The 23,873-nt window shown below is 54.9% G+C and carries 16 protein-coding genes; 12 read left to right on the top strand and 4 right to left on the bottom strand.

Annotation, left to right across the window (positions count from 1 at the left end):
• Positions 1-10: 10 nt before the first annotated feature.
• The 4 genes from NZK35_RS05485 to NZK35_RS05500 all read right to left on the bottom strand — a co-directional run bounded on the left by NZK35_RS05485 (position 11) and on the right by NZK35_RS05500 (position 4,249).
• Positions 11-1,582, bottom strand: coding sequence for a DEAD/DEAH box helicase (locus NZK35_RS05485; RefSeq protein ID WP_259631587.1), 1,572 nt, complete (start codon positions 1,580-1,582; stop codon positions 11-13).
• Positions 1,579-2,160, bottom strand: coding sequence for a hypothetical protein (locus NZK35_RS05490; RefSeq protein ID WP_259631588.1), 582 nt, complete (start codon positions 2,158-2,160; stop codon positions 1,579-1,581). Before NZK35_RS05490 ends, NZK35_RS05485 begins: the two co-directional genes overlap by 4 nt.
• Positions 2,161-2,507: 347 nt before the next feature.
• Positions 2,508-2,750 (bottom strand): DUF1580 domain-containing protein, encoded by a 243-nt coding sequence (locus tag NZK35_RS05495; RefSeq protein ID WP_259631589.1) that lies wholly within the window; start codon positions 2,748-2,750, stop codon positions 2,508-2,510.
• A 422-nt stretch (positions 2,751-3,172) separates the two neighbouring features.
• On the bottom strand, positions 3,173-4,249 hold the full coding sequence (locus NZK35_RS05500) for a hypothetical protein (protein WP_259631590.1): 1,077 nt from the start codon (positions 4,247-4,249) through the stop codon (positions 3,173-3,175).
• Between the two features lie 433 nt (positions 4,250-4,682).
• On the opposite strand from NZK35_RS05500, the gene NZK35_RS05505 reads away from it, so the two are divergent.
• From NZK35_RS05505 to brxL, 12 genes are all read left to right on the top strand, one after another.
• A complete protein-coding gene (locus NZK35_RS05505; protein ID WP_259631591.1) occupies positions 4,683-4,892 on the top strand; it encodes a MerR family transcriptional regulator in 210 nt (69 codons plus the stop codon).
• A 100-nt stretch (positions 4,893-4,992) separates the two neighbouring features.
• Positions 4,993-5,706: a hypothetical protein gene (locus NZK35_RS05510; protein ID WP_259631592.1), complete on the top strand. Its 714-nt coding sequence runs from the start codon at positions 4,993-4,995 to the stop codon at positions 5,704-5,706.
• The gene (locus NZK35_RS05515; RefSeq protein WP_259631593.1) at positions 5,693-6,238 is read left to right on the top strand and encodes a DUF1788 domain-containing protein; all 546 of its coding nucleotides are present in this window, start codon (positions 5,693-5,695) and stop codon (positions 6,236-6,238) included. Before NZK35_RS05510 ends, NZK35_RS05515 begins: the two co-directional genes overlap by 14 nt.
• A gap of 60 nt (positions 6,239-6,298) precedes the next feature.
• Positions 6,299-9,742, top strand: a complete 3,444-nt coding sequence (gene brxC / locus NZK35_RS05520) for a BREX system P-loop protein BrxC (RefSeq protein WP_259631594.1) — start codon at positions 6,299-6,301, stop codon at positions 9,740-9,742.
• Positions 9,739-13,299: a BREX-1 system adenine-specific DNA-methyltransferase PglX gene (locus tag NZK35_RS05525; RefSeq protein WP_259631595.1), complete on the top strand. Its 3,561-nt coding sequence runs from the start codon at positions 9,739-9,741 to the stop codon at positions 13,297-13,299. The genes brxC and NZK35_RS05525 overlap by 4 nt, the downstream gene beginning before the upstream one ends.
• Before the next feature lie 2 nt (positions 13,300-13,301).
• On the top strand, positions 13,302-14,540 hold the full coding sequence (locus NZK35_RS05530) for a PIN domain-containing protein (RefSeq protein ID WP_259631596.1): 1,239 nt from the start codon (positions 13,302-13,304) through the stop codon (positions 14,538-14,540).
• A 189-nt stretch (positions 14,541-14,729) separates the two neighbouring features.
• A complete protein-coding gene (locus tag NZK35_RS05535) occupies positions 14,730-16,520 on the top strand; it encodes a DUF262 domain-containing protein (RefSeq protein ID WP_259631597.1) in 1,791 nt (596 codons plus the stop codon).
• A gap of 68 nt (positions 16,521-16,588) precedes the next feature.
• Complete coding sequence (locus NZK35_RS05540) at positions 16,589-17,407, top strand: toll/interleukin-1 receptor domain-containing protein (RefSeq protein WP_259631598.1); 819 nt, start codon at positions 16,589-16,591, stop codon at positions 17,405-17,407.
• Positions 17,408-17,592: 185 nt separating this feature from the next.
• On the top strand, positions 17,593-18,603 hold the full coding sequence (locus NZK35_RS05545) for a hypothetical protein (protein ID WP_259631599.1): 1,011 nt from the start codon (positions 17,593-17,595) through the stop codon (positions 18,601-18,603).
• A complete protein-coding gene (locus tag NZK35_RS05550) occupies positions 18,597-19,352 on the top strand; it encodes a hypothetical protein (protein ID WP_259631600.1) in 756 nt (251 codons plus the stop codon). Before NZK35_RS05545 ends, NZK35_RS05550 begins: the two co-directional genes overlap by 7 nt.
• Positions 19,342-21,690 carry a BREX-1 system phosphatase PglZ type B gene (gene pglZ / locus NZK35_RS05555; RefSeq protein WP_259631601.1) on the top strand — a complete coding sequence of 783 codons (2,349 nt, stop codon included), beginning with the start codon at positions 19,342-19,344 and terminating at the stop codon, positions 21,688-21,690. The genes NZK35_RS05550 and pglZ overlap by 11 nt, the downstream gene beginning before the upstream one ends.
• Complete coding sequence (gene brxL, locus NZK35_RS05560; protein ID WP_259631602.1) at positions 21,690-23,732, top strand: BREX system Lon protease-like protein BrxL; 2,043 nt, start codon at positions 21,690-21,692, stop codon at positions 23,730-23,732. The genes pglZ and brxL overlap by 1 nt, the downstream gene beginning before the upstream one ends.
• Positions 23,733-23,873 lie beyond the last annotated feature (141 nt).

Consider the following 23,873-nt stretch of genomic DNA (forward strand, 5'->3'; position numbering starts at 1 on the left):
ATCCGAGCGATCACGCTTGAACTAGGTAGGGGTTGGCGTCTGGCGAGTTATTCCTGACCGTAAACCCGTAGGTAGCCCTGACCCTTCGGCTACTATCAGGATGACCGAAGGGAATAGTTCGGTACGTTCGACCGGCAACCGTAAACGTTTTGGGCACGACGAATCTGTCGCCTTGCGCCGCCGCTTCCGTCTGTGCGATCGCTATGGCCTGTGGAAACGTCTTGTTGGACCGACCAGCCCGATAGAGCGACGAAACAAGGATTGCCTCCATCGTCTTTTTCTTCTTCGGCTTGCTGCTTTTCTTGACCTCCTGCAGTTCGCCACCAAGAAACACCAATCCTTGGGACTTCCGCTCCGGCTTCATCGGCTCGTAGCCACAAGCATTGCATCGTCCTCCACGATAAACGACGGAGCATTTGGGACAGCTGATGCTTGGCCGTGTCTTGTGCTCCTTTGATGGCCGTGACGACCAATCGAGAGTCCAATTCACGGGGTCATCGAAGAAACCAAGTCGCTTCACATTGCCACCGTGATCAAGAATCACACAATCTTCAACTCCAGGATGCTTGCGTGAACCACGTCCGATCATCTGAAGATATCTGGGGAGTGACCCGATGGCAGTGCACAGTTGAATGCATCCGATCCGCGGGATATCCGTGCCGCGTTCAATCACTCCAACATTGGCGATGTAGTCAATCGTCCCGTCATTCAGCTCGCGGAATATCTGATTCCGCTCGTCATCGGAAGTTCTGCCGTCAACGTACTCAGGACGAATTCCAGCAGCACGCAGTATCTCGACCGCCTCCTGTGCCTGTGACAGCCGGTGGAAGAAGCCAACCGTTGCACGTCCTTCGGCAAAACGCTTCAAATCGATTACCAAGTCACCTGCGAGCCCTTCCATCGCTTCCCCAACTGAATCCTTGGTGAACTCATCACCACGACGAACCAGCTTTTCAAGTTGTCCCTCTTTGCCTTGGAAGTATCGAAAACGTTTGAGGTAGCCGTTTTCGATCATCCAGGCCGTAGTGGGCCCCATGACGATCGTCTTGTAAATGTCGCTTAGCCCTTGCGCCTGCGGTGTTGCACTTAGGCCAAGCACGTACGGTTCCGACAGTCCCAACTCTTTGCGTTTGGCGTTGTGGGCGGTCAGGAACGTCTGGAACTTTGAGTGATGGGCGTGGCATTCATCAAACACAATGAAGTCATACGTCTGGGTGCTGTCGTACTTTCCGCCCTCGCAATACCAAGACAGCATTGTGTCAATCGAACCCACTTGGACGGGAAGACCGCCCGTCGTTTCACATCCACTCATCAGCACGCCATGCTCCAGCGATGGATTTTCGCTGAAACTATTGGATGCATTCTGAACCAATCCGCGTCGATGGACGACAAACAGCACATGTCCGCTCTGGTCGTTGCGTCTGCCGCGATTAACCACGGATCCAAGAATGTTCTTCGTTACCCGAGTCTTCCCTGCGCCTTGTGACATGCACGCAATCACAGCCCGTTTCACTGTCAACGCATTTCTGGTGTCAGATCGTAGTTTCTCTTGGTAGTCGTATAGGTGGGGCAGCTTGATCATTCTGGCCCCCATAAGTTATCCATTGCGCAGCAGAGGTTTTCGAGAACGTCGCTGTGGGCTTTCACATTCGGCACCAATTCGTGATAGTCATCATTCGCGCGGAAGGCCGACTCGATGGTCTTTTTCAACTTTGAATATGCGGTCTTCTTCTCCTTGTTGGGGCCGCCGCCGGATTCAATCGCGCGTCTTACCGCTTCGGGTCCACTGCGGACGATGTCGCCTTGCTTCTTGCGGTCGGGAACCACGTCAACCAATTGGTTCGCATCTGCGACCGATAGGTCCCCCTGCTTGACCGCTCCCTTCAATAGGTTGCAAGCACCGCACGACAGTGATTCACTATCAGGGGGATGAAACGTTTCATCCCCCTGGTTGGGTGCGGGGTCAATTTCAGCTAGCAGTAAAGGCGAGGCGTCATCCAAAACATCCTCCCTCTCTGTGGTCGACTCGTTGTCGCCTTCCTCACGCGGGGGACGCTCGCCAACACCGCTGAGCGCCCTCTTGACAGTTGCAACAAGCCCGCGACTGACATCACACGCTTCTGCAATTCGCTTGTCGGACCAATCGGGAAACTCCGCCAACGCGACAGCAACAGCCTTGCGTTTGTCCGCATTGGTGCGTCGTAAACCGTGTGAACGATTCGCTTTCAGCGCGAAGAGGATGGCATCTTCGCGACCGCCTTCACGGACATCCGCTGGAAGCGATGTGCGGCCCGCATTTTTAGCGGCGAGAATTCGGTGCCATCCGTCTCCGATCCAGAAATTAGGTCCCTCGAAAAACAAGACGGGATCCGAATCAAACGGAGACCCCGCCTTCGGTTTGTAGCTTTTCCAAATTTCGACGTAGTCATCTCGTGTGTCGATGCAGATTGACTGGCGGCACTGGATCGACTCGTCGAACTCAATTGATGAGATTGATACCTCCTTTATCATTTTTCACCTCCATCGCCATTCGACGCGTTGAGATGAGTCAAGAAACGAGTGACGGCCTGCCTAGACGTGATGACGCTGCGACCGATCTTGACGGCCTCCAGGCGGACGCCTCGCACACCGGTGCGATACCATCGCCAAACGGTCGAAACGTGCGGTCGGCGTCCCGGCAGCATCGCCGGAACTTCGGCCAAAGTGATCGCGTCTTCAGTTAAGACTCGACTGAGTGTCTTGTTACGCATTGCCACATCTCCTTTGCGTCGCGGAGATGGGCGAACGATCTTTTTGCGTGCTTGCCGTGGTTGTCTTACGCACCGGCGGGCAGCCATCGGCTTCCCACTGTTCGATGACGCAACGGGACCATCGCAGGATCCTCCCGAAGCATTCGACGGGCGGCGGGATAAGTCCTTGATCGACTTTCCGTCGGATGGTTCGTCGGTGGGCGTTCCACCGAATTTCGAGATCGGCGATGGAGAGCATCGACCGATCATCGCCGCCGGTGCTACCAGCGGCGCACAGATTTTTCTGAGACATTGGGATTCCATGTATCGGGTGAACGACGAGACGTCTGCAGGTCAGACGTGTCGCACACGATCATGGAGAGTCCACTGTGAAAGTCTGTATGGGTTTGGAGCAGACCCATATGGGACCCATACGGAAATTTCTATTTTTTTCGGGCCGCCTCTTTGTATCGAGCCGAATAGGTAGGCTTCATCTCAGGAATGTGGTACGCCACCGATTTCTGGGCATCGACACCGCTACGGAACGTTCCGATACAATCGATCCCCCACTTCCCGAGTTTGTCCGAGAACAACTGTGCCCCTTTGCTTGCGGTTCGGTAACCGGCCATTGTGGATGATTCGATCTCCAGGTGATCTCCGAGCCGCGCCCCCAGGATCCAGTCTGGAGATTCGGGGTCGTAAGCCGGCGGAGGGCAAGGATCAGACTCTGGAGAACCTCCCTCGTCGATGTGATGCTCTTCCGATGAAGCGACGTGGATGGCTCCTTGTTCGCTTCCTTGTGTGAGGCTCTTTCCGTTAGCAATTCCTGCTTTTTGTAGCTCCTCACCCAACACTGACCGGCAGTGGTCGAGAACTTCCTTGGTAATAGATCCGATAAGGTCTTTAACCAGTCGGAACCACAAATTTTCTTGCGCATCCCGAACGGGACCATCCTCGCAAGCTCGTTCAACCTCCGCTCGACGAGCCTCCGCTTCCTTCAGCCGCATCCGGTCGGTAGCCGTTGCATCTACGATTGGGTGCGTCGAGTCGTCAGCGGAAGTCGGGTCGGGGATAGCCGGATTGTAGCCCTCTGGAATGTTGCCTTCTCTGTAATGCTCAAAACTATCGTCGTAGCGATGCATTTCGTATTCGAGCTGAAAGCACTCTTCGTCGGCAACAAGCCACGCGTCCAGCGTCGGATGCCCACAATATGGAACGGTGGGGTTAATGGAATATTCCTTCGGCGGATAAAAGCCACGACGGCCGTGGTTTTCAAAAGACTTTCGGTCGTGTTCCCTAACCACGTAGGTCCATATCGCCAACACGGTAACCCATTCGTCGTTGCTGAGTGTGCCTTGCCGAAGTTCTTGGTCCAGTTGCTTCGACCAGAGTGGCATCCAGCTAATCAACCCATCATTTTCCCATTCATTTTGCAACACAGCTTTAACGCTCCGTCGGACCGTCAGACGTTCGGCACGTCGCGCTTCGTTCGGATCTCGGTCTAGTTGTGTGTCGTTCATTCTTATTCAAACAACAAAAGCGGCTTGAGGCAGCGGCAATGAGCAAGCTTCGCAGTTGGCGGGGAAGTTGAAGGTCGGCGGGACGCATTCCGGCCTGTTGATTTGATCCGATCACACATGGGATCAGCCGTTACGCGCTAGAGTACGGGCCTCAACCTCCAAGGAAACTCGCCCATGCCCGTAGGCTCGCGCCATACGGCTGACTAAATCAACAAGCCGATTCGCCTTCTGCGATTCAGGTCGCGCCGCCTATGAATGGTGGCGACCGGCTTCCCGGACTGTTGATTTCTTACATCGGCAACTGAAGTTTGATCTTCACTCTGTAAGTTGTCCCCCGCGGAGGAAGTACCGGCCGGGTGCTTTCTCACCGTTTCACGGTTTGGTAAGGTTTGCACAACGATCGGGACGTTGCAACTGCCGCGGGGAGGGTTCGATGGAAAAGCTCGACAACTACTTCACAATCAAAGACGCCGCAGAATTCCTGGGCGTCTCGCAAAACACTGTCCGGAACTGGGGGCGTGCCGGAAAAATCCCGATGCACCGAAACCCGGTGAACGGTTACCGGTTGTTCAAGCGGCGAGATCTCGAAAGTCTGCTCAGAAGTGCAGAGAAATCTCGAATCGCCCCACGGAAGGCGAAGTAGCGTGATCGGAATGGCGGATTTGAAGGACGTTGCGGCCTCGAACGCGCTGGAGCGGTTTGGGTTCTCGATGGCATCAGGAGGTCCCCACCTTGCTCGGTCCATGATGCTCAATGATCTAACCACCCTTCTCGGGGATAGGCGTTTCGAGCAACCGCGAAACGCCCTGGTTGACGCGATCGAGGACGAAAACGTTTTGGGGAAGCGAACCGCCAGATCGCGAAAGTTGGCGGTGCGGCATCTTGAAACGTTGTACGCCCTCGACCTTTCGGTGCCGCTGTATCGGGACTTCGCCTTTCTCTGGCAACGCGATCCGCCAGGACGTCCCCTGTTGGCATTCCTCGTGGCCTATGCCCGAGACTCCGTTCTGCGGACCAACACGCCGTTCGTCTTGGGAATGAAAGACGGTGAACCGTTCGTGCGGGAAGCGTTGGAAAGGTCTATCGACGAACAGGAACCGGGACGTTTTAGTGCGGCCACGCTGAAGTCGACTGCCCAGAACCTCGCAACCACTTGGACGCACGCGGGGCACTTGAAGGGCCGGACCAGGAAAACTCGTCGGCGTGTCCAGCCGACCCCAGGAGCCGTGGCGCTGGCTCTGCTTCTCGGCTTTGTCACCGGCGATCGCGGGCCGCTACTATTCGAAAACCCGTACATGAAACTGCTGGACTGTTCTCCGAGCACCGGAGTCGACTTGGCGGAATTGGCCGGTAACAAGGGCTGGATCAATTTCAAACGGGTGGGCAATGTCATGGAAGTTGCCTTCCCGCGTCTGCTGACCGCTGAGGAACGGGAGTGGATCGTTGAGCAAGATTAAACAACTGGTCGAATCGTACGCCCGGCACATTGCGATTCCTTGGCGAGACGACGCGGCACCCGCACAGCGCGTCATCTTTTGCGTGTATCCCGAATACACAGAGCTGCGGTTGCGCGCCCGACTCGATGAATTTGAAATTGCGACTCAGCGTGCCGATCACAATTGGGCCCTGTTCGACCTAACGGATTCGTTTCCCAACTGGATGGGATCCCAGCGGTACGCAAAAGCCTACTTCGCCGCCCCGGAAAAGCTGACGACCCTCTGGGGCAAGTACGAAGACTACATCGTTGAGCAGTTCACTCAGTTCTGTGAAGACAGATCGGTGGGCGACGATGATGTCGTGGCGCTCGCCGGAGTCGGCACACTGTTCGGATTTTTGAAAGTAAAAGGCGTCGTCGACAAACTTGCTCCACTCGTTCCCGGCCGCCTCGTGGTCTTCTTCCCCGGCAGCTACGAGGACAACAACTATCGCCTGCTGGACGCCTACGACGGATGGGGATACCTAGCGGTCCCGATCACCGCAGACCGCTAATTCTTGCTCCAGTTCGACAACCCACCTCCCTCAAAACCCTCCCTAGACCGCCCCGCAACCATGCTGAACCAGGAAATCTATCTTGACCCGCCACAGCAGCGAAAGCTCGAAAACCAGGGCGTTGCAAACGTCAACGACGACACACGCGATCAAAACGCCCTGCAGGTATTGAAATACGAATTGAAGACGTTCGTCTGCGATGGCCAATACGAAAAAGGGATCCACGACATCCTGGACACGTACCTGAAGAACATCAATAAGCCCGAGCAGCCTGGTGTTTGGGTAAGCGGTTTCTTCGGCTCCGGTAAGTCTCACATGGTCAAGATGCTTCGAGCGTTGTGGCTGAACACCGAGTTTCCGGACGGAGTGGCCGCACGCGACTTAGCCAATCTTCCCCAATCCATCAAGGATCACCTCGTTGATCTTTCGAATGCGGGGAAGCGGGAAGGCGGTCTTCATGCGGCTTCGGGGACACTCGGTTCAAGTGCCTCAGGCAGCGTCCGGCTTGCACTTCTGCAAATCGTGTTCAAGTCAGTCGACCTTCCGACCCAGTATCCGGTCGCTCAGTTCGTGATGTGGTTGCGAGACGAAGGTATTTTGGATCGCGTCCGTTCGGCCGTCGAGTCGAAGGGCTACGACTGGCAAGAAGAGCTGGACAACTTCTACGTTGCCGAGGGACTGCACGAAGCCTTGGTGCAGGAGAAGCCCAATTTATTCAGCTCGCCACAAATGTGCGTGGAGACGCTCAACAACAAGTATCCCCACGTCACGGACGTCAGTAATGCACAGATGATCAAATCGATCCGAGATGCACTGACCCGTGCCGGCAAGTTCCCACTTACGTTGATCGTGTTGGACGAGGTCCAGCAATACATCGGCAGCAATTCGGACCGCTCGATTCAAGTCCAGGAGATGGTGGAGTCCTGCTGCAAGCAAATCGGCGGCAAACTGATGATCGTGGCCACCGGGCAAACCGCCGTCACCGGCACGTCCAACCTGAAAAAGTTGGAAGGACGGTTTACCACACGAATCGAACTTTCCGATGCCGACGTCGAGGGCGTGATTCGAAAGGTAATCCTTGCGAAAAAGCCTGGTGCGATCAAAACCATCGAGTCCAAATTGGAAACCAACCTGGGCGAAATCTCACGCCAGTTGGAAGGAACCAGCTTGTCGCACCGCCAAGACGACAAAAACGTCTTCGCGGCCGATTACCCGATTCTGCCCGTCCGGCGACGATTCTGGGAGGAGGCCTTGCGGGTGCTCGACCAAACCGGCACCGACAGTCAGTTGCGAAACCAGCTGAGCATGGCGCACAAAGTGATCCAAACCAACTTGGATCAGCCCGTGCCGCATGTGATCGCTGCCGACTATCTGTATTTCGACTCGGCCGACAAGTTGCTCCAGGCTCGGATGCTGCCACGCAAGGTCTACGAACAAACGATGCAATGGAGTAAAGGGTCGGATGACCAAAAACTGCTCGCGCGAGCATGCGGGCTGGTCTTCTTGGTCAGCAAAGTTGCGTCGGGAAACGAAGAACTGGGAATACGAGCGACTTCCGATACGATCGCAGATTTGATGGTCGAAGATCTCGACGCCGGAAGCAAGGATCTGCGTGCCAAGTTGCCTGCGCTGATGAGCAAGTGTGACCTGCTGATGAAAGTCGGTGACGAATACCGAATTCAAACCGAAGAGAGCGCCGCGTGGACCGATGAGTTCATGAGCCAACGCAACCAGCTCGGCAACGAGACACACCGAATTGAAACGGAGCGAGATGATCGTATCCGAAGTCGGTTCGGTGAGATCGCTGGGAAAAAGACGCTGGTTCATGGACAATCGAAAGTCAGTCGAACACTCTACACCTGCTTCGATTCAAAGCTGCCCAGCGACGCCGACAAGCACGTGACCATCTGGGTCCGCGACCAGTGGTCGACCGAATTGAATTCGGTGCAGATCGATGCACGACAAGCCGGCAACCACTCACCAACGGTGTTTGTCTTCATCCCGAAGCGGTCGGCGGACGAACTGCGGCATCATCTGATCGATTCCAAGGCCGCAACCGCAACGCTGAGCGCTCGCGGAGAGAACCCGACGTCGCCGGAAGGCATCGAGGCCTGTTCCGCAATGAAAACGACACGCGATGCGGCGCAAGAGAAGATCAGGCAACTTCTCGACGAATCCTTCGGCGGCGCGCGGGTCATGCAGGGCGGGGGCAGTGAAGTGCTCGGAAACAACCTGCAAGAGATGATTCTCGAAGCTGCCGAGAATTCACTTGCCAGGCTGTACCAGAAATTCCCAATCGCTGATGCCGTCGGGTGGGACAAGGTTTACAAGAAGGCCAAGGAAGGGGCACCCGATGCACTGAAAGCCGTCGGCCATGATGGCGATGTCGACAAGCATCCCGTCTGCAAGGAAATCATCAGTTACATCGCCGCCGGTAAAAAGGGCTCGGATATTCGATCCCACTTTGAGGAAGCCCCCTACGGTTGGGACCGCGATGCGATCGATGGCGGTCTTCAGGCATTATTGATCTCGGGATTGATCCGTGCCCAAGACGAGAAAGGCGGTCTTGTCGATCCGCGCGAGCTGGAGCGGAAAGCGATCGGCAAAGCGGTGTTCAAGATCGAGTCGGCCACCGTATCGGCGACTCAACGGATTCAGATCCGAAAACGATTCCAGCGACTCAAGTTAACGGTGAAGTCTGGTGAGGAGCTTTCGGCCGTTCCGGAGTTCATTACACGACTGACGAAACTCGCCAACTCGGCCGGCGGCGATGCACCGATGCCAGCCACTCCCGATCGGTCGGCGATCGAAGAGATTCGCTTGGCCAGCGGGAACGAACAATTGTTGGTGATTTACAACCGGCGCGATGATCTAGAACAGTCGATTGACGACTGGGAAGCCATTGCAAAGAAGATTGGCGAGCGATGGCCGGTGTGGCAGCAACTGCAGTCGCTTCTGACACACGCGGGGAATGTCAAGGCTGCGGACGAGGCACGGCAGCAAGCAGGTGCCATCACGGATCAAAGGCTTTTGCTTGCCGATCCAGATCCGATCTCTCCGATGGTCAAGTCGGTTGAAGACACGCTCCGCAGTGAATTGACATCGAAGCACCAAGCGTTTTGCGATCGCTTGAAGAAACGAGAGGAATCGCTTCAGTCTGACGAGTCATGGGCACAGCTTTCCCAGGAGCAGCAAGCGAGTATTCGATCGCAGTGCAACATTGAACCGATTGCTGCGATGCAAGTTTCAAGCCAAGAGGAGTTGATCGCTGCACTCAAGTCGTATCCGATCTCCAGTTGGAGCGACCGCATCGAAGCGCTTAGCGGGCGATTCGCTCGTGCGAGGGAATTGGCTGCAAAGGAACTTGAGCCCGAAACACAGAGCATTGAAATCCCACGCCGAACCTTCAACAAAGATGACGTCGACGCGGTTGCAGCGTGGTTGGACGAAGTCGGGGCTTTGCTGAACGATGCCGTCGCGGACGGACCGGTGGTGATCAAATGAGTAACACCGGGACAATCAATCAATTGCCGCTGGACAAAAAACTTCGTAACAAGCTGGAACGCACGGTCAAGGATGCTCGGGACGTTTCCGAAGAAGCCGCGTTGGCAGCTTGTAAACAACTCGGCGTCGGGCTTGCGAAAGCGGACTCGCACTTGACCGAGGACGAAAAAGACCTGCGCCGTCGACTACGAATTCACGGTCGGCAGCTTGGTGATCTCCGCGATCCGTCAAAAGAAACTCAGGAGTTGGATCGCCTGGTTGAAGAGATCGCCTATCAGCACTGGCACCGGATGTTATTTGCCCGGTTCCTGGCCGAGAACCATCTGCTGATGTATCCCGATCCAGATGATCCGGTCTCGGTCAGCCTCGACGACTGCGAAGAGATGGCGGCCGATGAGCATGCCAAGAATGGTTGGGAATTGGCGGCTCGATTTGCCACGAAGATGCTCCCGCAGATCTTCCGCATCGATTCTCCGGTGTTCTCGCTGGACCTGCCACCGGAAAGGCAACAGCAACTTGAAAAGTTGCTTTCCGATTTGGACGATGAAGTCTTCAAGGCATCGGATTCGCTCGGCTGGGTCTATCAGTTCTGGCAAGCCAAACGCAAAGACGAGGTGAACCGGTCGGAGGTGAAGATCGGAGCACGTGAACTTCCCGCAGTTACACAGTTATTCACTGAACCGTACATGGTCAGCTTTCTGCTGGACAACTCGCTCGGAGCCTGGTGGGCAGCGAGACGATTGACCGAGGAAGACCTTCGCACCGCGACGAGCGAACAAGAGCTACGAGACAAAGCTGCCTTGCCCGGTGTCCCGCTCGACTATCTTCGCTTTGTCCGCACCGACCAAAACTCTCCTGGCTCCCCTCGCCCCGATTCGGGGAGAGTGACTGGGGATGAGGGGCAAAGCGACGTTGCGAACAGGCAATCCGGCCCGTGGACACCGGCGGCCGGAACTTTCGACGCTTGGCCGGAGTCGCTTGCGGAGCTGAAGACCCTCGATCCATGTTGCGGCAGCGGTCACTTTTTGGCGGCGGCATTGTTAATGCTGACTCCGATGCGAATGACGCTGGAAGATTTATCAGCTCGCGAAGCGATCGATTGCGTGTTGAACGAGAATCTACACGGCTTAGAAATTGATCAGCGCTGCGTCGAACTCGCAGCATTTGCGCTGGCATTGGCGGCATGGCGCTATCCGGAAGCCGGTGGTTACAGAAAGCTCCCCAACCTAAATGTGGCTTGCTGTGGACTGAGTGTTGGCGTCTCCAAAGACGAATGGAAGGCTATCGCAAAAGACAACAAATCGCTTCGCATCGCGCTTGATTGGCTGTACGACGCATTTAAAGATGCGCCCGTCCTGGGAAGTCTTATAAATCCGTTAGTTTCCGGCTTACCGCCGGGGGTTAATTGGCCTGACATCTCCCGAATGGTTGCTAATGCGTTGGAGGCTGAGAACGACGAGCAGATTAGCTCAAGAGGTGTTGTGGCCCAAGGTCTTTCACGCGCATCGCTACTTCTTGGAAGTCGCTATCACGTTGTGACAACCAATGTCCCCTTTCGTCAAACAGACGATCTATCCGATGAGATCCGCAATTTAGCTGAGGTAAAATGCAAGCTAGCACGTGCAAACATTGCTACGATATTCTTTGCAAGGATTTGGGAATACTTGATCGACGATGGGGTTGCGGCAATCGTTCATCCGCAAGGACTTCTGTACAAGGACTATTATTCGAAATTTCGCGAGCAATTGTTCGGGCGTCACAGGTTCCGAGCAATTGCCCGACTTGGCCCTGGAGCCTTTCATGAGATTACGGGCGAAGAAGTCAAAGTATGTCTCATTATCGCGGAGCGAAGTTTTGACAGCAGTAATATGCTCAATCAAATCGACGCTACGTCGGGCGAGCCGGAAGACAAAGCGGTTTGCTTGGCAACTGACTCACTCGACCGAAGAAATCAATCGAAATGCCTCGTTAGCTCAAAGAAAGTAGTCGGTATTGGACGTCGAAGCAAAGCGTCACTTCTCGAGGAAGCGGTTACTTTTTCAAATGGAATCCAGACAGGCGACTACCCTCGGTTTGGGAGAACGTTTTGGGAAATCGATAGTATTGCAAATGGTTGGGCGCTTCAACTTTCTACGGTAAAAAAGTCAACGCAATATGGAGGACGAGAACACTGTATATATTGGCAATCGGGTAATGGTGAACTTGTTAATTTTATAAGACGCAAAGTGGGGGAGAATAGCGTTGCCTCTTGGGTTCGCGGACTTCACTACGCTGATCGTCGCGGCGTTGCGATCAGTGCGATGGGTGAGCTCAAAGCGACTCTCTTCAACGGCGAACTTTTTGACGACAACACCGTTGTCTTAGTACCAAACAATGACGATGACCTTGGAAGACTTTGGGCTTTCTGTTCAGACGTCGGATTCAATTCAAAAGTGAGAAGGATCGACCAATCGAACAAAGTGCGCGGGGCAATCGTTCGCATCGAATTTGACCAGCCGCCGATCGACAATTTCGGCTTTTCACCTTACTCCGACGATTCAACCCAATGGATCTTCCACGGGCATCCGGCCAGCAGCACTGACGCCCTGCAAGTAGCCGTCGCGCGGTTGCTCGGCTACCGCTGGCCCGCCGAATTGGATGCGGACATGGAACTGGCCACCGACGCCCGCCAGTGGATCGAACAGAGTACTACGCTTACTGATCTTGCTGACGAGGACGGAATCGTTTGCATCCCTGCGGTTCGTGGGGAGCAAGCCGCCGAAGACCGGCTGCTCAACCTGCTTCACCTGGCTTACGAACAAGGTCGGGGACAGGAGCAAGTGTTCCGCGAAAAGCTGGAAGCGGCTGACGGCAATGATCCCGTGACCGTCGATTTGTGGCGCCGCGGTTGGGAGCCATCGCTCGCCAACAGCTTTCCGGCTTGGCGAGACAGTCTATTGGAGGCCGCTGGCCACACTGGCAAGCCGCTGGAATCGTGGCTTCGCGACAAGTTCTTCACACAGCATTGCAAAACGTTCCACAACCGCCCCTTCATCTGGCACATTTGGGACGGGGAAAAGGACGGATTTTCGGCGCTGGTGAACTACCACAAGCTGGACAACAAGACGCTGGAATCCCTGATCTACTTGTATCTGAACGACTGGATCAGCAAACAAAAGAAGGACAAGGAGAAGGGTGTCGACGGCAGCGAATCCCGTCTCGCCGCCTCAGAAAACCTCAAGACCAAACTCGAAACGATCCTGAAAGGTGAGTCCCCACATGACATCTTCGTTCGCTGGAAACCGATCGAAGAGCAGCCCATCGGCTGGAACCCTGACTTGAACGATGGCGTCCGCCTGAACATCCGCCCCTGGATGACCGTCGGCGACGTCAAAAAGAAAGGAGCGGGCGTCCTAAGAGACAAACCCAACATCCACTGGAAAAAGGACCGCGGCAAAGACGTCGAGTCCGCCCCCTGGTACCACCTCGGCCCCGAGTACGGAGGCAAGGGAGGCGACCGCATCAACGACCACCATCTGACCCTGGCAGAGAAGAAGGCAGCACGAGGCGAGCAATGAACATGAAGGATAAATTCCCCGGTTACTATCCTCCCAATGAGAAAGAGGAAAAGTTGCTTTGGGACGAGGCCATCTTTGTTTTCGACACCTGCTCCTTGTTGAATCTCTATTCGTATTCGGACAGCACCCGAGACGAATTGCTGGGTGTTCTGAACAAGATCAAAGATCGGCTCTGGATGCCGTACCAGGTCGCGTCCGAGCTGCACAAGAACCGGGTTCTCCGCATCGCTCAAGAGCGGAAAAATTATGCCGACACCATCAAGTCAATCGATGCCTTTCGCAAAGACATTGACAAACGCCACCGAAGCAAACGCCAGCATCCTTTCATCTCGAACGAATCGTTTGAACGGCTTGTGAACGCTCTCGATGCCGTTCAGAAAGAGATGGAGGATTGCCGGGACAAGCACGATCGCAAACTCCATGATGATTCACTCTTCGAAAACATATGCAGCTTGTTTGGGTCCAACGTCGGTAATGGGTTCGACGAAAAAAGGCATTCAGCCACCTGTGAAGAAGGAAAGAAACGGTACAAAGCCAAACGCCCGCCCGGCTACATGGACGGCGACGCAGCCGGCAGGGACGCAAAGCCCGAACCTGATCGCTACGGCGATCTGGTTCTTTGGTACGAAACGATTGACCATGCAAAGAGCAAAAGCAAGCCAGTGGTCTTCGTCACAGATGACAGCAAAGAAGATTGGTGGAGGATTTCACCGATCGAAAGCCGCAAGACTCTTGGCCCACGTGCCGAGCTGATTGAAGAATTTATCGCAGTAGCTGAACAGAAGTGCTGGCTTTACAGCAGTGAGAGTTTCGTAAGCCGAGCTACCGACTTCATCAAAGTAGTTTCCACAAAAGCCCAATCAGAAGTCAAGAACATTGCTCGATCAGACACTCCCGGCTTGCTCACGGGAATATTCCTGCCCAGCTTCAAACTTGAAGATATGATAGCCGATTCGTTTTCGAAATCACAAAGAGAACGAGAGGACGTGTTTGCGAAAGCAATTGCTTCCGTTGCGAATCCGAGTATTTCGCCCGAAGCGATCAAGTTTTTAGCACCTACTTTCAAGTTTGAAGAGCTCGCAAAGGAGGCGTTCCATAAGGCATTGGCAAAACAAGAAGTGATCGACGCTCTAAAAGACTGTGCATCAGCTGTGGATGACGACCTGGACCTCGATGAGCGAGACCAACTTGACGAGGATGACCCTGAGGGAGCCGATGAAAATGCGTTGAACGAGGACTGAGGCTTACTGCTTTGGCTTCTGGGAGCAGACACACCGCGATCCCACTCTTGATGTTTGAAAAAAACTTTGAGCAGGCTGATTTCGATTACTGGCTGAACATCATCAATCGATGCAAGGCGAAACAAGCCGATCTCATCAATGACCGGCCCTTGAAAAACATAAAACATAGTTGCGACGCAAGAACCTCTGATGATCAACTCCGCACACAAGTACGACGTTTCTGAAATCCTCAGTCCCGACTCCAACGTTCGGTACGCAATCCCCAAGTATCAACGCAAGTACACCTGGCGGAAGGAGGATTGGGAGGCGATCTTCGACGACGTCTGCTTCAATCCCAAGGGACATTTCCTGGGGTCGATCATTTGCATCAATCAGACCAAGGACGCCAACGCGGCACAGGAACTGGATCTGGTCGACGGCCAACAGCGGATGACAACGATCACGCTATTGTACGCGGCAATCTACAAGTGGCTGATGAGGCAGGAAGCGGATCTGGACGAAGATCAACTCGATGACGTCAAACGCATTCGGCGAAGGGTGCTTTTTGGGAAGAAGGAACTTCGTGTCACCCCGTCCTATCACGGCAACAATCTGGTCGATTACCGCTGGGCCATGCATCGATGCGGTGCACTCGCCGACGCGGAGAAGCCAGCCAATGTCGGAAATCGCCGAATCATGAAGGCGTTTCGCTACTTCCTGGAACGACTGAATGAAATCGAAAACGGTAGTCCCAAATTCACGATCGAAAGCGCATTGGACCTGCTGACGAACCTGAATGCGGCCTGCGTCGTGAAGATCGAGGTGTCGTCGCATTCGGACGCCTACGTTCTTTTTGAGTCTCTGAACAACCGCGGTGTCCCGCTGTCGGCGATCGATCTGATCAAGAACAAGCTGCTATCCGAAATGGAGAAGCGTGGCCTGGCAACCATCGATGAAAACTTCGAACAATGGAATACCCTGCTGAACAATCTCGGGGACAGCTACAAGATCCAGGAACGGTTTCTTCGTCAGTTTTACAACGCCTTCCGCCACGACGAAAACATCACCGTTGGGAAGGCGCCCAAGGCGACCCGATCGAATCTTATTCAAATCTACGAAACACTGATTGAAAAGGATCCCAAGTCGATCTTTGACAAGCTGCGTAACTGCTCGGATTTGTACGCTCGCTTGATCGTTCCCGACGATGATGACAACGATCCAGAGTTGACAAAGCAGCTCGAACAGTTGGAGCGGATCCAGGGAGCCCCGAGTTACGCGTTCTTGATGTACGTGCTCAGCCGGAAACCGTCGCAGCAACTGCTCGTCGACCTTGTCAAGTTGTTGGTCCGTTTCTTTGTACGTCGAAACGTCACAGATTTTCCCAACACCTACGCGTTGGACAGTCTGTTCATGGATCTGATCCAGGTCTATCACCAGGAGAGTGCGGAGAGTATCGCCCCATTCGTGCGATTTGTTCGAGCGAAATCATCCGACGATGATCGCTTCCGATCGGCGCTCCACGGCGACATCTACGAGAACAATGTGGGGGCGACGCGTTTCTTGCTTTGCTCTCTCGAAGAGGACCAGCAGACCGCAGAAACGATGACCGACTTGTGGAAACGCGACGACAAGAACAAGTTCATTTGGACAATCGAGCACATTTTCCCGCAAGGGGAGAATGTCCCGGATTGCTGGGTGCAAATGATCGCCGACGGCAAAAAGGAGAAAGCGAAGGAGTATCGAGAGAAGTATGTCCACCGACTGGGAAACCTGACGCTGACCGGATTCAACAGCAAGCTTGGCAACATGAGTTTCGAGAAGAAACGCGACCGAAAGGATCGAAACAACAAGATCGTCGGCTACAAGAACGGACTCGCGATCAACAACGACCTTAAGGATCGAGACGACTGGAGTGTGGACGCGATCAACACTCGCACCGACAAAATGATCGACCGACTGATGACGATTTTTTCGTTTGAGTCGATCGCTGCCGAGAGCTGAACGCGGGGGCATCGTTTGTCGATCCGAAATGACAACATGACAAATCAACAAAGTAGCGAGCCAAAGTGATGAAAGTGTTTTTGAGTTGGTCCGGAAAGCGGTCGGAAGAGGCGGCAAGAGCGTTTTGGCAGTGGCTGCCGGATGTCCTCCAAAGTGTCGAGCCCTGGATGTCGAGCGAAGACGTCGGTTCTGGTGCTGGGTGGAATCAGGAGATTCGGGCGGCGCTCGACCAGAGCAACTTTGGGATCATTTTTGTTACCCGTGATAATCGGCAATCGGAGTGGCTGATGTTCGAAGCGGGTGCGATCGCCAAACATGTTGCAGATGCTCGCGTCGTTCCGTTAATCGTTGACGAAGATCTGTCACCAGAGATGTTGACGGGACCACTTGGTCAGCTTCAAGCACGCACCGCCACCGAAGAAAAAATACGGCGGTTGATAGGTGACATAAATTTCTCATGCTCCAGCAGATTGGAGTCCAATCGCCTTGCACGGTGTTTTGATTCACATTGGCCGACACTTAAGCAGCGTCTGGACAACCTGCCCGAGCCTATGGGCGAGACGCCTGTATTAGACGAAAAGACGATGCTTGCTGAGATACTGCACCTCATCCGTGCCGAACGGACGCATCAGTCGAAGGGCGGTAACAATTACCTCTCCGGAGTTCTTGACCAAGCGATGAAGCGAGCAATTCACGGACAGCCCAAAGGGCTCCAACGCCTGAAGCTTCGCTTGAGTGAATTCGAATGGGAGAACGCTGAGAAGGAACGAATCCTGGCGCTATGGGAAACGTTTGAAGAAAACGAATTGAAGACCGAGTTCCAAATCGATGGCAGGACCTATGGGCTTCACCGAAACGGCGATATCGAACTGCCGGAGATTTCCTAGATGACTTTGGGATTCGTCCTCGGATCGGATCGTTTGTATTCTTCTCCGCGCCAGCGACGGATTTCCCGCGATAACCGCCCACGACCAAAGCTGGACTGAAACACCAGGATTCGTGGAAAGTAACGCTATTTCCTCACGGTAACAGGGGTGCTGTTACCGTGAGAGATCCGTGTTACACTGAGTGCATGGAGAACTCCGGCGAACACTTGCGACGGTACTTTGATGACGTTCTGGGACTGCAGATCAGTCTGGAGCCCTGGCCTGGGGTTTCACGCCTGCCCCTGGTGTTCCGCAACCGCTACCGTCTTTTCGTCTCCCGCCTTCTTGGCTCCGATTGCTTGTTCATGATGGACCAGAAAGTCGGTCGAACTGCGTCAAACATCCGCAGGCACATGGACATCGTTCAGGAGAAGTGGCAGGCGGCCAACGAGCCTGGCGAATCCGACCATGATCCGCAACTTGTGATTTACGTTGCTGACGCCGCCGGCTCAGATGAGCGTCTTCGCCTGATTGAACAGAAGATCCCCTTCGTGATCCCGGGAAACCAGATGTACTTGCCGATGCTTGGCATGGATCTCAGGGAGCATTTTCGCCGGGTGCAACAGCCGGTTACGAAGTTCAGTCCGTCGACGCAGGCTGCCGTGATCCTGTTGCTGGTTGAGACCGAACCACGAGCGTACGACGCGGTCGCACTGGCGGAACGTTTGAACTATTCCAAGATGACCGTTTCCAGGGCGTTCAACGAGTTGCTGTCGCTTGAACTGGATTTGATACAGACAGACGGACGCGCGAGAGTCCTGAGGCACAGCGGTTCTCGTCGCGATTTGTGGACGACCTGCCTTTCCTTGATGGAGACACCGGTTCGACACCGGCAGAAGGTCACCGGTGGTGAGGTCAGCGGTATCATCGCCGGGTTGCCCGCCCTGGCCACGCGTAGCATGCTCGCGAAACCGGCCAACCAGTGCCTTGCCGTCACTACCGAACAATGGAGTGAAATCAAAGAACGGTCAGACCTGAAGCCCACTCCGATGGAAGACCCCGACGCGATCGAAATCGAGATGTGGGGCTACGACCCGGCGTTGTTCGCGTCCGCAGGAGTGTGTGACCCGTTTTCACTCTATCTGTCTCTCAAAGACGAAACTGACGAGCGTGTCGAAGGTGCGCTCGAAGAGATGATGGAGGCGATCGAGTGGTAGAAGGACTTGATCGATTTCGGGACCACTTTGAAAAGTTCGTTGACCAGTACATCCTGATCGGTGGTGCTGCGTGTACGGTCGCGATGGAGAGCATTGGTGAATCGTTCCGTGCGACGAAAGACCTGGATATTGTTCTTTGTGCTGAAGCCCTCGATGCGTCTTTTGTTGCTTCGTTCTGGACATTCATCCGAGACGGGCAATACCAGATTCAACAGAACGCAAAGGGCGACAATCAGTATTACCGCTTCCAGCGTCCAAGTGATTTGGCGTTTCCCTTTATGTTGGAGTTGTTCTCACGCTCTCCGGATCAGTTTGCTCCCGCCGAAGGAAGCGTGTTGACACCGATTCCGATGGGGGAGGACATTTCCAGCCTGTCAGCGATATTGCTCGATGACAGCTACTACAGCTTTCTTCAGAGCGGGAAAAAGGTCGTCGACGGAATTCCGATCGCCACTGCCGAACAATTGGTCCCGTTGAAGGCACGGGCTTGGCTGGACCTGAGCGAGCGAAAAGCTGACGGAGACCATGTGGATTCCAGGGACATCAAGAAACACAAGAATGACGTTTTTCGCCTGTTCCCCATTCTTGATCCCGAATTCTCCGCCGTTGTGCCGGACAACGTGAAGTCGGACTTGGTTCGATTCCTCGACCGGATAAAGAGTGAAACGATTGACTTCAAGTCCTTCGGATTGTCTGGGCAGACGATCGAGACGATTGGAGCCGAGTTAGGGAGAATCTATGGCTTCTGAGAACGATCTGATCGTAACGCACTTGATCCGGGCGATCCGCAGTGCTGGGGTTTACAACGCCAACGTCCAAAATGCTCCCGCATGCATTTTGTGGCCGGACGGAGATCGCCAATGGGAACCAGTCGTCGGTCGCCTGCAGGGTGAGCTTGCTGAATTGTGTGTCCTAGGAAACTACCTGCCCGCCGAACGCACTGGGCCGGCGATTTGGCTGCGGCTGGTGATCGCGGACAAGTCGAGCGACGTGAAGCTTCCCGGCGACAAGCTGCCGATCCTTTATCTGCCCGGCGTCCGTCGGCAAGATTTGCGTGCCGTCGGCGATTGCCCTGAGCATTTGAAGCCACTTGCCGAGCTTCAGTACCGCGGCGTAATCTGGTCGCAACTCAATTCAAAGGACTGGACCATTTCATCGTTCCTACAATCCAACCAGGGCGGACTCGGATTGGATGTCGCCCAGGACAACGAAACCAAACAAGCGATGCGTTTGGCTCTTTTCCGGTTGCTGGATGAACGCGTGGACCTTTTGGATGGCAAACGCCTCGACAAGGACTATTTCAACAAGCTGTTGACAAGCGGCGACCCGCATCGTGATCTGTTGATGTGGATCGACAATCCTGACCAGTTCCGCCAGCAGTGTGATACCAACACTTGGAATGCCTTCGTCGCGATCTGCAAGTCTCAGTTGAAGTTCGATCCCGCGAAGGACGGGGAAATTGAGGCGGCGGAACGACTCGCAGAGCGAGCACCTCCGTGGAACGCTGTTTGGCAGCGGTACGCGGACGCACCGAAAAAATATGCCAACATCCCTGCGCAGATCCGAAAGACCAAGGTCACACAGCTTGACCCCCTATTTCCTGACTGCGGAGGTTGGCCGCAATGGAACGATCAGCAGGAAGACGAACTTCGTAGTGAACTCGCGAAGGTTGGAACACTCTCGCCGGCGGAAGCGCGGAAACAGATTCGCGTATTGGAAACCCAACATGGGCCACGACGCGATGAAGTCTGGGCAAAATTAGATCTGTCACCGCTTGCCACCGCGCTGGAGTACTTGATCTCGCTCGCTGAGGTCACAAGTGACTCGCTCGCGGCAGGAACGGCCGCAGACATCGCAGCCGCGTACCATGCCAGCGGTTGGCGGGCGGACGACAGTATGCTGCGTGCCCTCGCTGTGATTTCGTCTGACGCAGACTTGGTAGTCGTCAGATCGGTACTGGAAACGATCTACGCACCTTGGGCGACCGATGCGGCACTGCACTTGCAATCGGTCGTTGCCAACGACGGCTATCCGGGCCGAACGGCAGAGGAAATTCACGCAGAATCGTATGACGCGGGAACGTGCTTTTTGTTCGTTGACGGGCTGCGTCTCGATTTAGCCAAGCGACTGGAATCGTTGCTGACGGACAAAGAGATCAAAGTGGACGATTCAATCGCGTGGTCGGCATTGCCGAGTGTCACCGCAACGGCCAAGCCAGCCGTTACACCCGTTCGCCACCTCATCAAGGGTGCCGATGTCAACAAAGACTTTACCCCTGAGGTCGCAGCTACCGGGAAGAGTCTCAATGGCCACAGCTTTCAAAACTTACTGGAGCAGGAAGGCTGGACGAAGCTGGGGAAATCGGAATTGGGAGACCCCAACGGAAAAGCGTGGACTGAGATCGGCGACGTGGATCACGAAGGTCACGAACGCGGTTGGAAACTCGCTCGTCACATCGACTCGCTTTTGGGGGACGTCGTCGAGCGGATCTCGCAGCTTTTTGATGCCGGTTGGAAGGAAATCCATGTCGTTACCGATCACGGATGGTTGCTGATGCCAGGCTCTCTGCCCAAGGCTCAGTTGCTTCCGTCGCTCTCTGAAAACAAATGGGGACGCTGCGCGGCGCTGAAGGACGGAGCTTCAAGCGACGCCCAGTTGTACCCTTGGTTTTGGAACCCGACGCAGTGGTTTGCTTTCGCGGAAGGAATATCGTGCTTCTACAAGAACGAATACTCGCACGGCGGCTTGAGCATGCAAGAGTGTGTCACCCAGAAAATGACCCTGCATTCCAACAGGGTGGTGACTGGTCCCGCTGAGATCGCAAAGGTCGAGTGGACGACGAGCATGCGATGCAAGGTAACGCTCGCGAGCCCAATTCAGGGTGCACGCTTGGATATTCGCACTCATGCAGGAAATGCGGAGTCAAGCGAAGTCAATGCCGTGAAGAACTTCAAAGACGGCAAGACAAGTTGTTCGGTGATTATCGAAGACGAGGACTTGGGGGGGCACCATTGCTGGGTGGTGGTTCTTGACGCGAACGGCCAGCCGATCGGACAGGAACAGACAATCGTGGGCGGAGACAACTAATGGAACTCGATCGAATCGATAAACTTGCATCCCGTTTGCTGGACGGCTACATCGTTCGCAAGGACTTGGTCCGAACGTTCAGTCGGCAATTTCCCGTTCCGACCTACGTCGTCGAATTCATGCTGGGCAGGTATTGCGCAGGCACAGACCCAGAGGACATTGAAGAAGGTCTTGAGATTGTGCAGCGGCAACTGAAGTCGCGCACGGTCAAGGCGGGAGAAGAGGAACTGTTCAAGGCGAGGGCACGCGAAGAGGGGACGGTGAAGCTGGTCGATATCATCAGCGCACGCCTCGACACTCGCACGGACTCCTACGTCGCAACGCTTCCGAGTTTGCAGCTGACGAACGTTCGCATCCCCTCGGATATGGTCAACGCGAATGATCGCATGTTGACGGGCGGATTCTACGCTGAAATCACGCTCTCCTACGACGCAGCCATTGCTCAGGAATCAAACGGTCGCCCGTTCGGTATTGAAAGCCTGCGGGAAATCCAGCTCTCCAAACGTAACGTGTTGTCGTCGCTCGCCGCTGCACGGGACGGATTTGAATTGGACGACTGGAAAACCTTCTTGCTGCGCAGCATCGGGATCGAAAGCGAAGGTCTGAAGGAACGCGAAGTCAACGCATTGTTTCTGAGAATGGTTCCGTTCGTGGAGCGGAATTACAATCTGGTTGAGCTGGGACCACGGGGAACCGGCAAGAGCCACCTTTTTCAGCAGGTCTCGCCGTATGCACGCTTGATTTCGGGCGGCAAAGCGACTGTCGCACAGATGTTCGTGAATCTGTCGACTGGCCGGCGTGGTCTCGTCTGCCAATACGACGTCGTCTGTTTCGATGAGGTTTCCGGGATCTCGTTCGATCAGAAGGATGGCGTGAACATCATGAAGGGGTACATGGAGTCGGGGGAGTTCAGCCGGGGCCAAGAAACCATCCGTGCCGATGGCGGGATTGTGCTGGTCGGAAACTTTGACGTCGATGTTTCCCATCAACAACGTGTCGGCCACCTTTTCGGCCCACTGCCTCCCGAAATGCGAGACGACACCGCGTTCATGGACCGGTTGCACGCCTATTTGCCCGGCTGGGACGTTCCCAAAATCAGTTCGGAATTGCTTACCGATCATTTCGGGCTGGTCAGCGATTTCCTTTCCGAGTGTTGGAATCAACTCAGGTCGCAAAGCCGAGTGTCCGCGCTCCAAGGAAAAGTGTTTTACGGAGGTGCCCTCAGCGGTCGCGATACCAACGCGGTGAACAAGACGGTGAGCGGACTGCTGAAGCTCTTGCAGCCTGGCGATACCAAGCCGACCGACGAGGAAATCGAGTGGGCGGTACGGCTGGCAATGGAGGCACGCCGTCGCGTGAAGGAGCAGCAAAAACGCATTGGCGCCGCGGAGTTCCGGAACACGCACTTTAGTTTTGTCATGGGCGAGGATGGCGTTGAGCAATTCGTCGTGACACCCGAGCTGCAGAGCCAGGCGGGGATCGGTGATGATCCGCTTGAACCCGGTCAGGTATGGACGATCAGTCCCGGCGGCCCCGACGAGAATCCCGGGCTCTTTCGGATCGAAGCGACCGAAGGTCCGGGTTCCCAGGTCAAGATTCTGAACAAGCCAGTACCGGCGCCGTTCAAGGAGTCGATCGGATTTGCTCAGCAAAACCTCTACACACGCGCCGTTCAGCTTGTTGGGGACAAGGAACCACGGTCACATGAGTTTTCAATCCAACTGCGGTCCTTCGACACGGCCAAGACCGGTGCCAAGGTTGGTATGGCGGCACTTCTAGCGATGTGCACCACTTTACTGAAAAAGAGCGTCCGAGGCGGTCTAATCGTCTGCGGCGAGGTCAACCTAGGCGGCTCCATCGAGCCGATCCACAACGCGGTCTCGATCGCGGAGATCGCCGTGGAGAAGGGAGCGACGTCGCTGTTGATGCCCGTGTCCTGCCGCCGCGACTTGTTCGATCTTTCCGACGACATGGCGACGAAGGTCGACGTCCAGTTCTATTCCGATGCCCGGGACGCACTTCTCAAAGCAATTGCGGAGTAGGCCATTTAGAGAATCGGTCTACGGAGCATTGTCCGTCTGTTCCCCACGAACTTCTCGAGGAGCGGGATGAGTTTCGATTCGCGGTTTATTGCGGATCGGGAGTTTCTCGTGCTTGCGAGAAGCTCCCGGTTTCCGCGAGCT

The sequence above is a fragment of the Stieleria sedimenti genome (assembly GCF_025060895.1).
Taxonomy (GTDB): domain Bacteria; phylum Planctomycetota; class Planctomycetia; order Pirellulales; family Pirellulaceae; genus Stieleria; species Stieleria sedimenti.

Excerpts from the sequence above, each read along its gene's own strand:
- NZK35_RS05485 (WP_259631587.1), bottom strand. The coding sequence starts at position 1,582 with ATGATCAAGCTGCCCCACCTATACGACTACCAAGAGAAACTACGATCT.
- NZK35_RS05495 (WP_259631589.1), bottom strand. The coding sequence starts at position 2,750 with ATGCGTAACAAGACACTCAGTCGAGTCTTAACTGAAGACGCGATCACT.
- NZK35_RS05500 (WP_259631590.1), bottom strand. The coding sequence starts at position 4,249 with ATGAACGACACACAACTAGACCGAGATCCGAACGAAGCGCGACGTGCC.
- NZK35_RS05505 (WP_259631591.1), top strand. The coding sequence starts at position 4,683 with ATGGAAAAGCTCGACAACTACTTCACAATCAAAGACGCCGCAGAATTC.
- NZK35_RS05510 (WP_259631592.1), top strand. The coding sequence starts at position 4,993 with ATGATGCTCAATGATCTAACCACCCTTCTCGGGGATAGGCGTTTCGAG.
- brxC (WP_259631594.1), top strand. The coding sequence starts at position 6,299 with ATGCTGAACCAGGAAATCTATCTTGACCCGCCACAGCAGCGAAAGCTC.
- NZK35_RS05525 (WP_259631595.1), top strand. The coding sequence starts at position 9,739 with ATGAGTAACACCGGGACAATCAATCAATTGCCGCTGGACAAAAAACTT.
- NZK35_RS05530 (WP_259631596.1), top strand. The coding sequence starts at position 13,302 with ATGAAGGATAAATTCCCCGGTTACTATCCTCCCAATGAGAAAGAGGAA.
- NZK35_RS05535 (WP_259631597.1), top strand. The coding sequence starts at position 14,730 with ATGATCAACTCCGCACACAAGTACGACGTTTCTGAAATCCTCAGTCCC.
- NZK35_RS05540 (WP_259631598.1), top strand. The coding sequence starts at position 16,589 with ATGAAAGTGTTTTTGAGTTGGTCCGGAAAGCGGTCGGAAGAGGCGGCA.
- NZK35_RS05545 (WP_259631599.1), top strand. The coding sequence starts at position 17,593 with ATGGAGAACTCCGGCGAACACTTGCGACGGTACTTTGATGACGTTCTG.
- pglZ (WP_259631601.1), top strand. The coding sequence starts at position 19,342 with ATGGCTTCTGAGAACGATCTGATCGTAACGCACTTGATCCGGGCGATC.
- brxL (WP_259631602.1), top strand. The coding sequence starts at position 21,690 with ATGGAACTCGATCGAATCGATAAACTTGCATCCCGTTTGCTGGACGGC.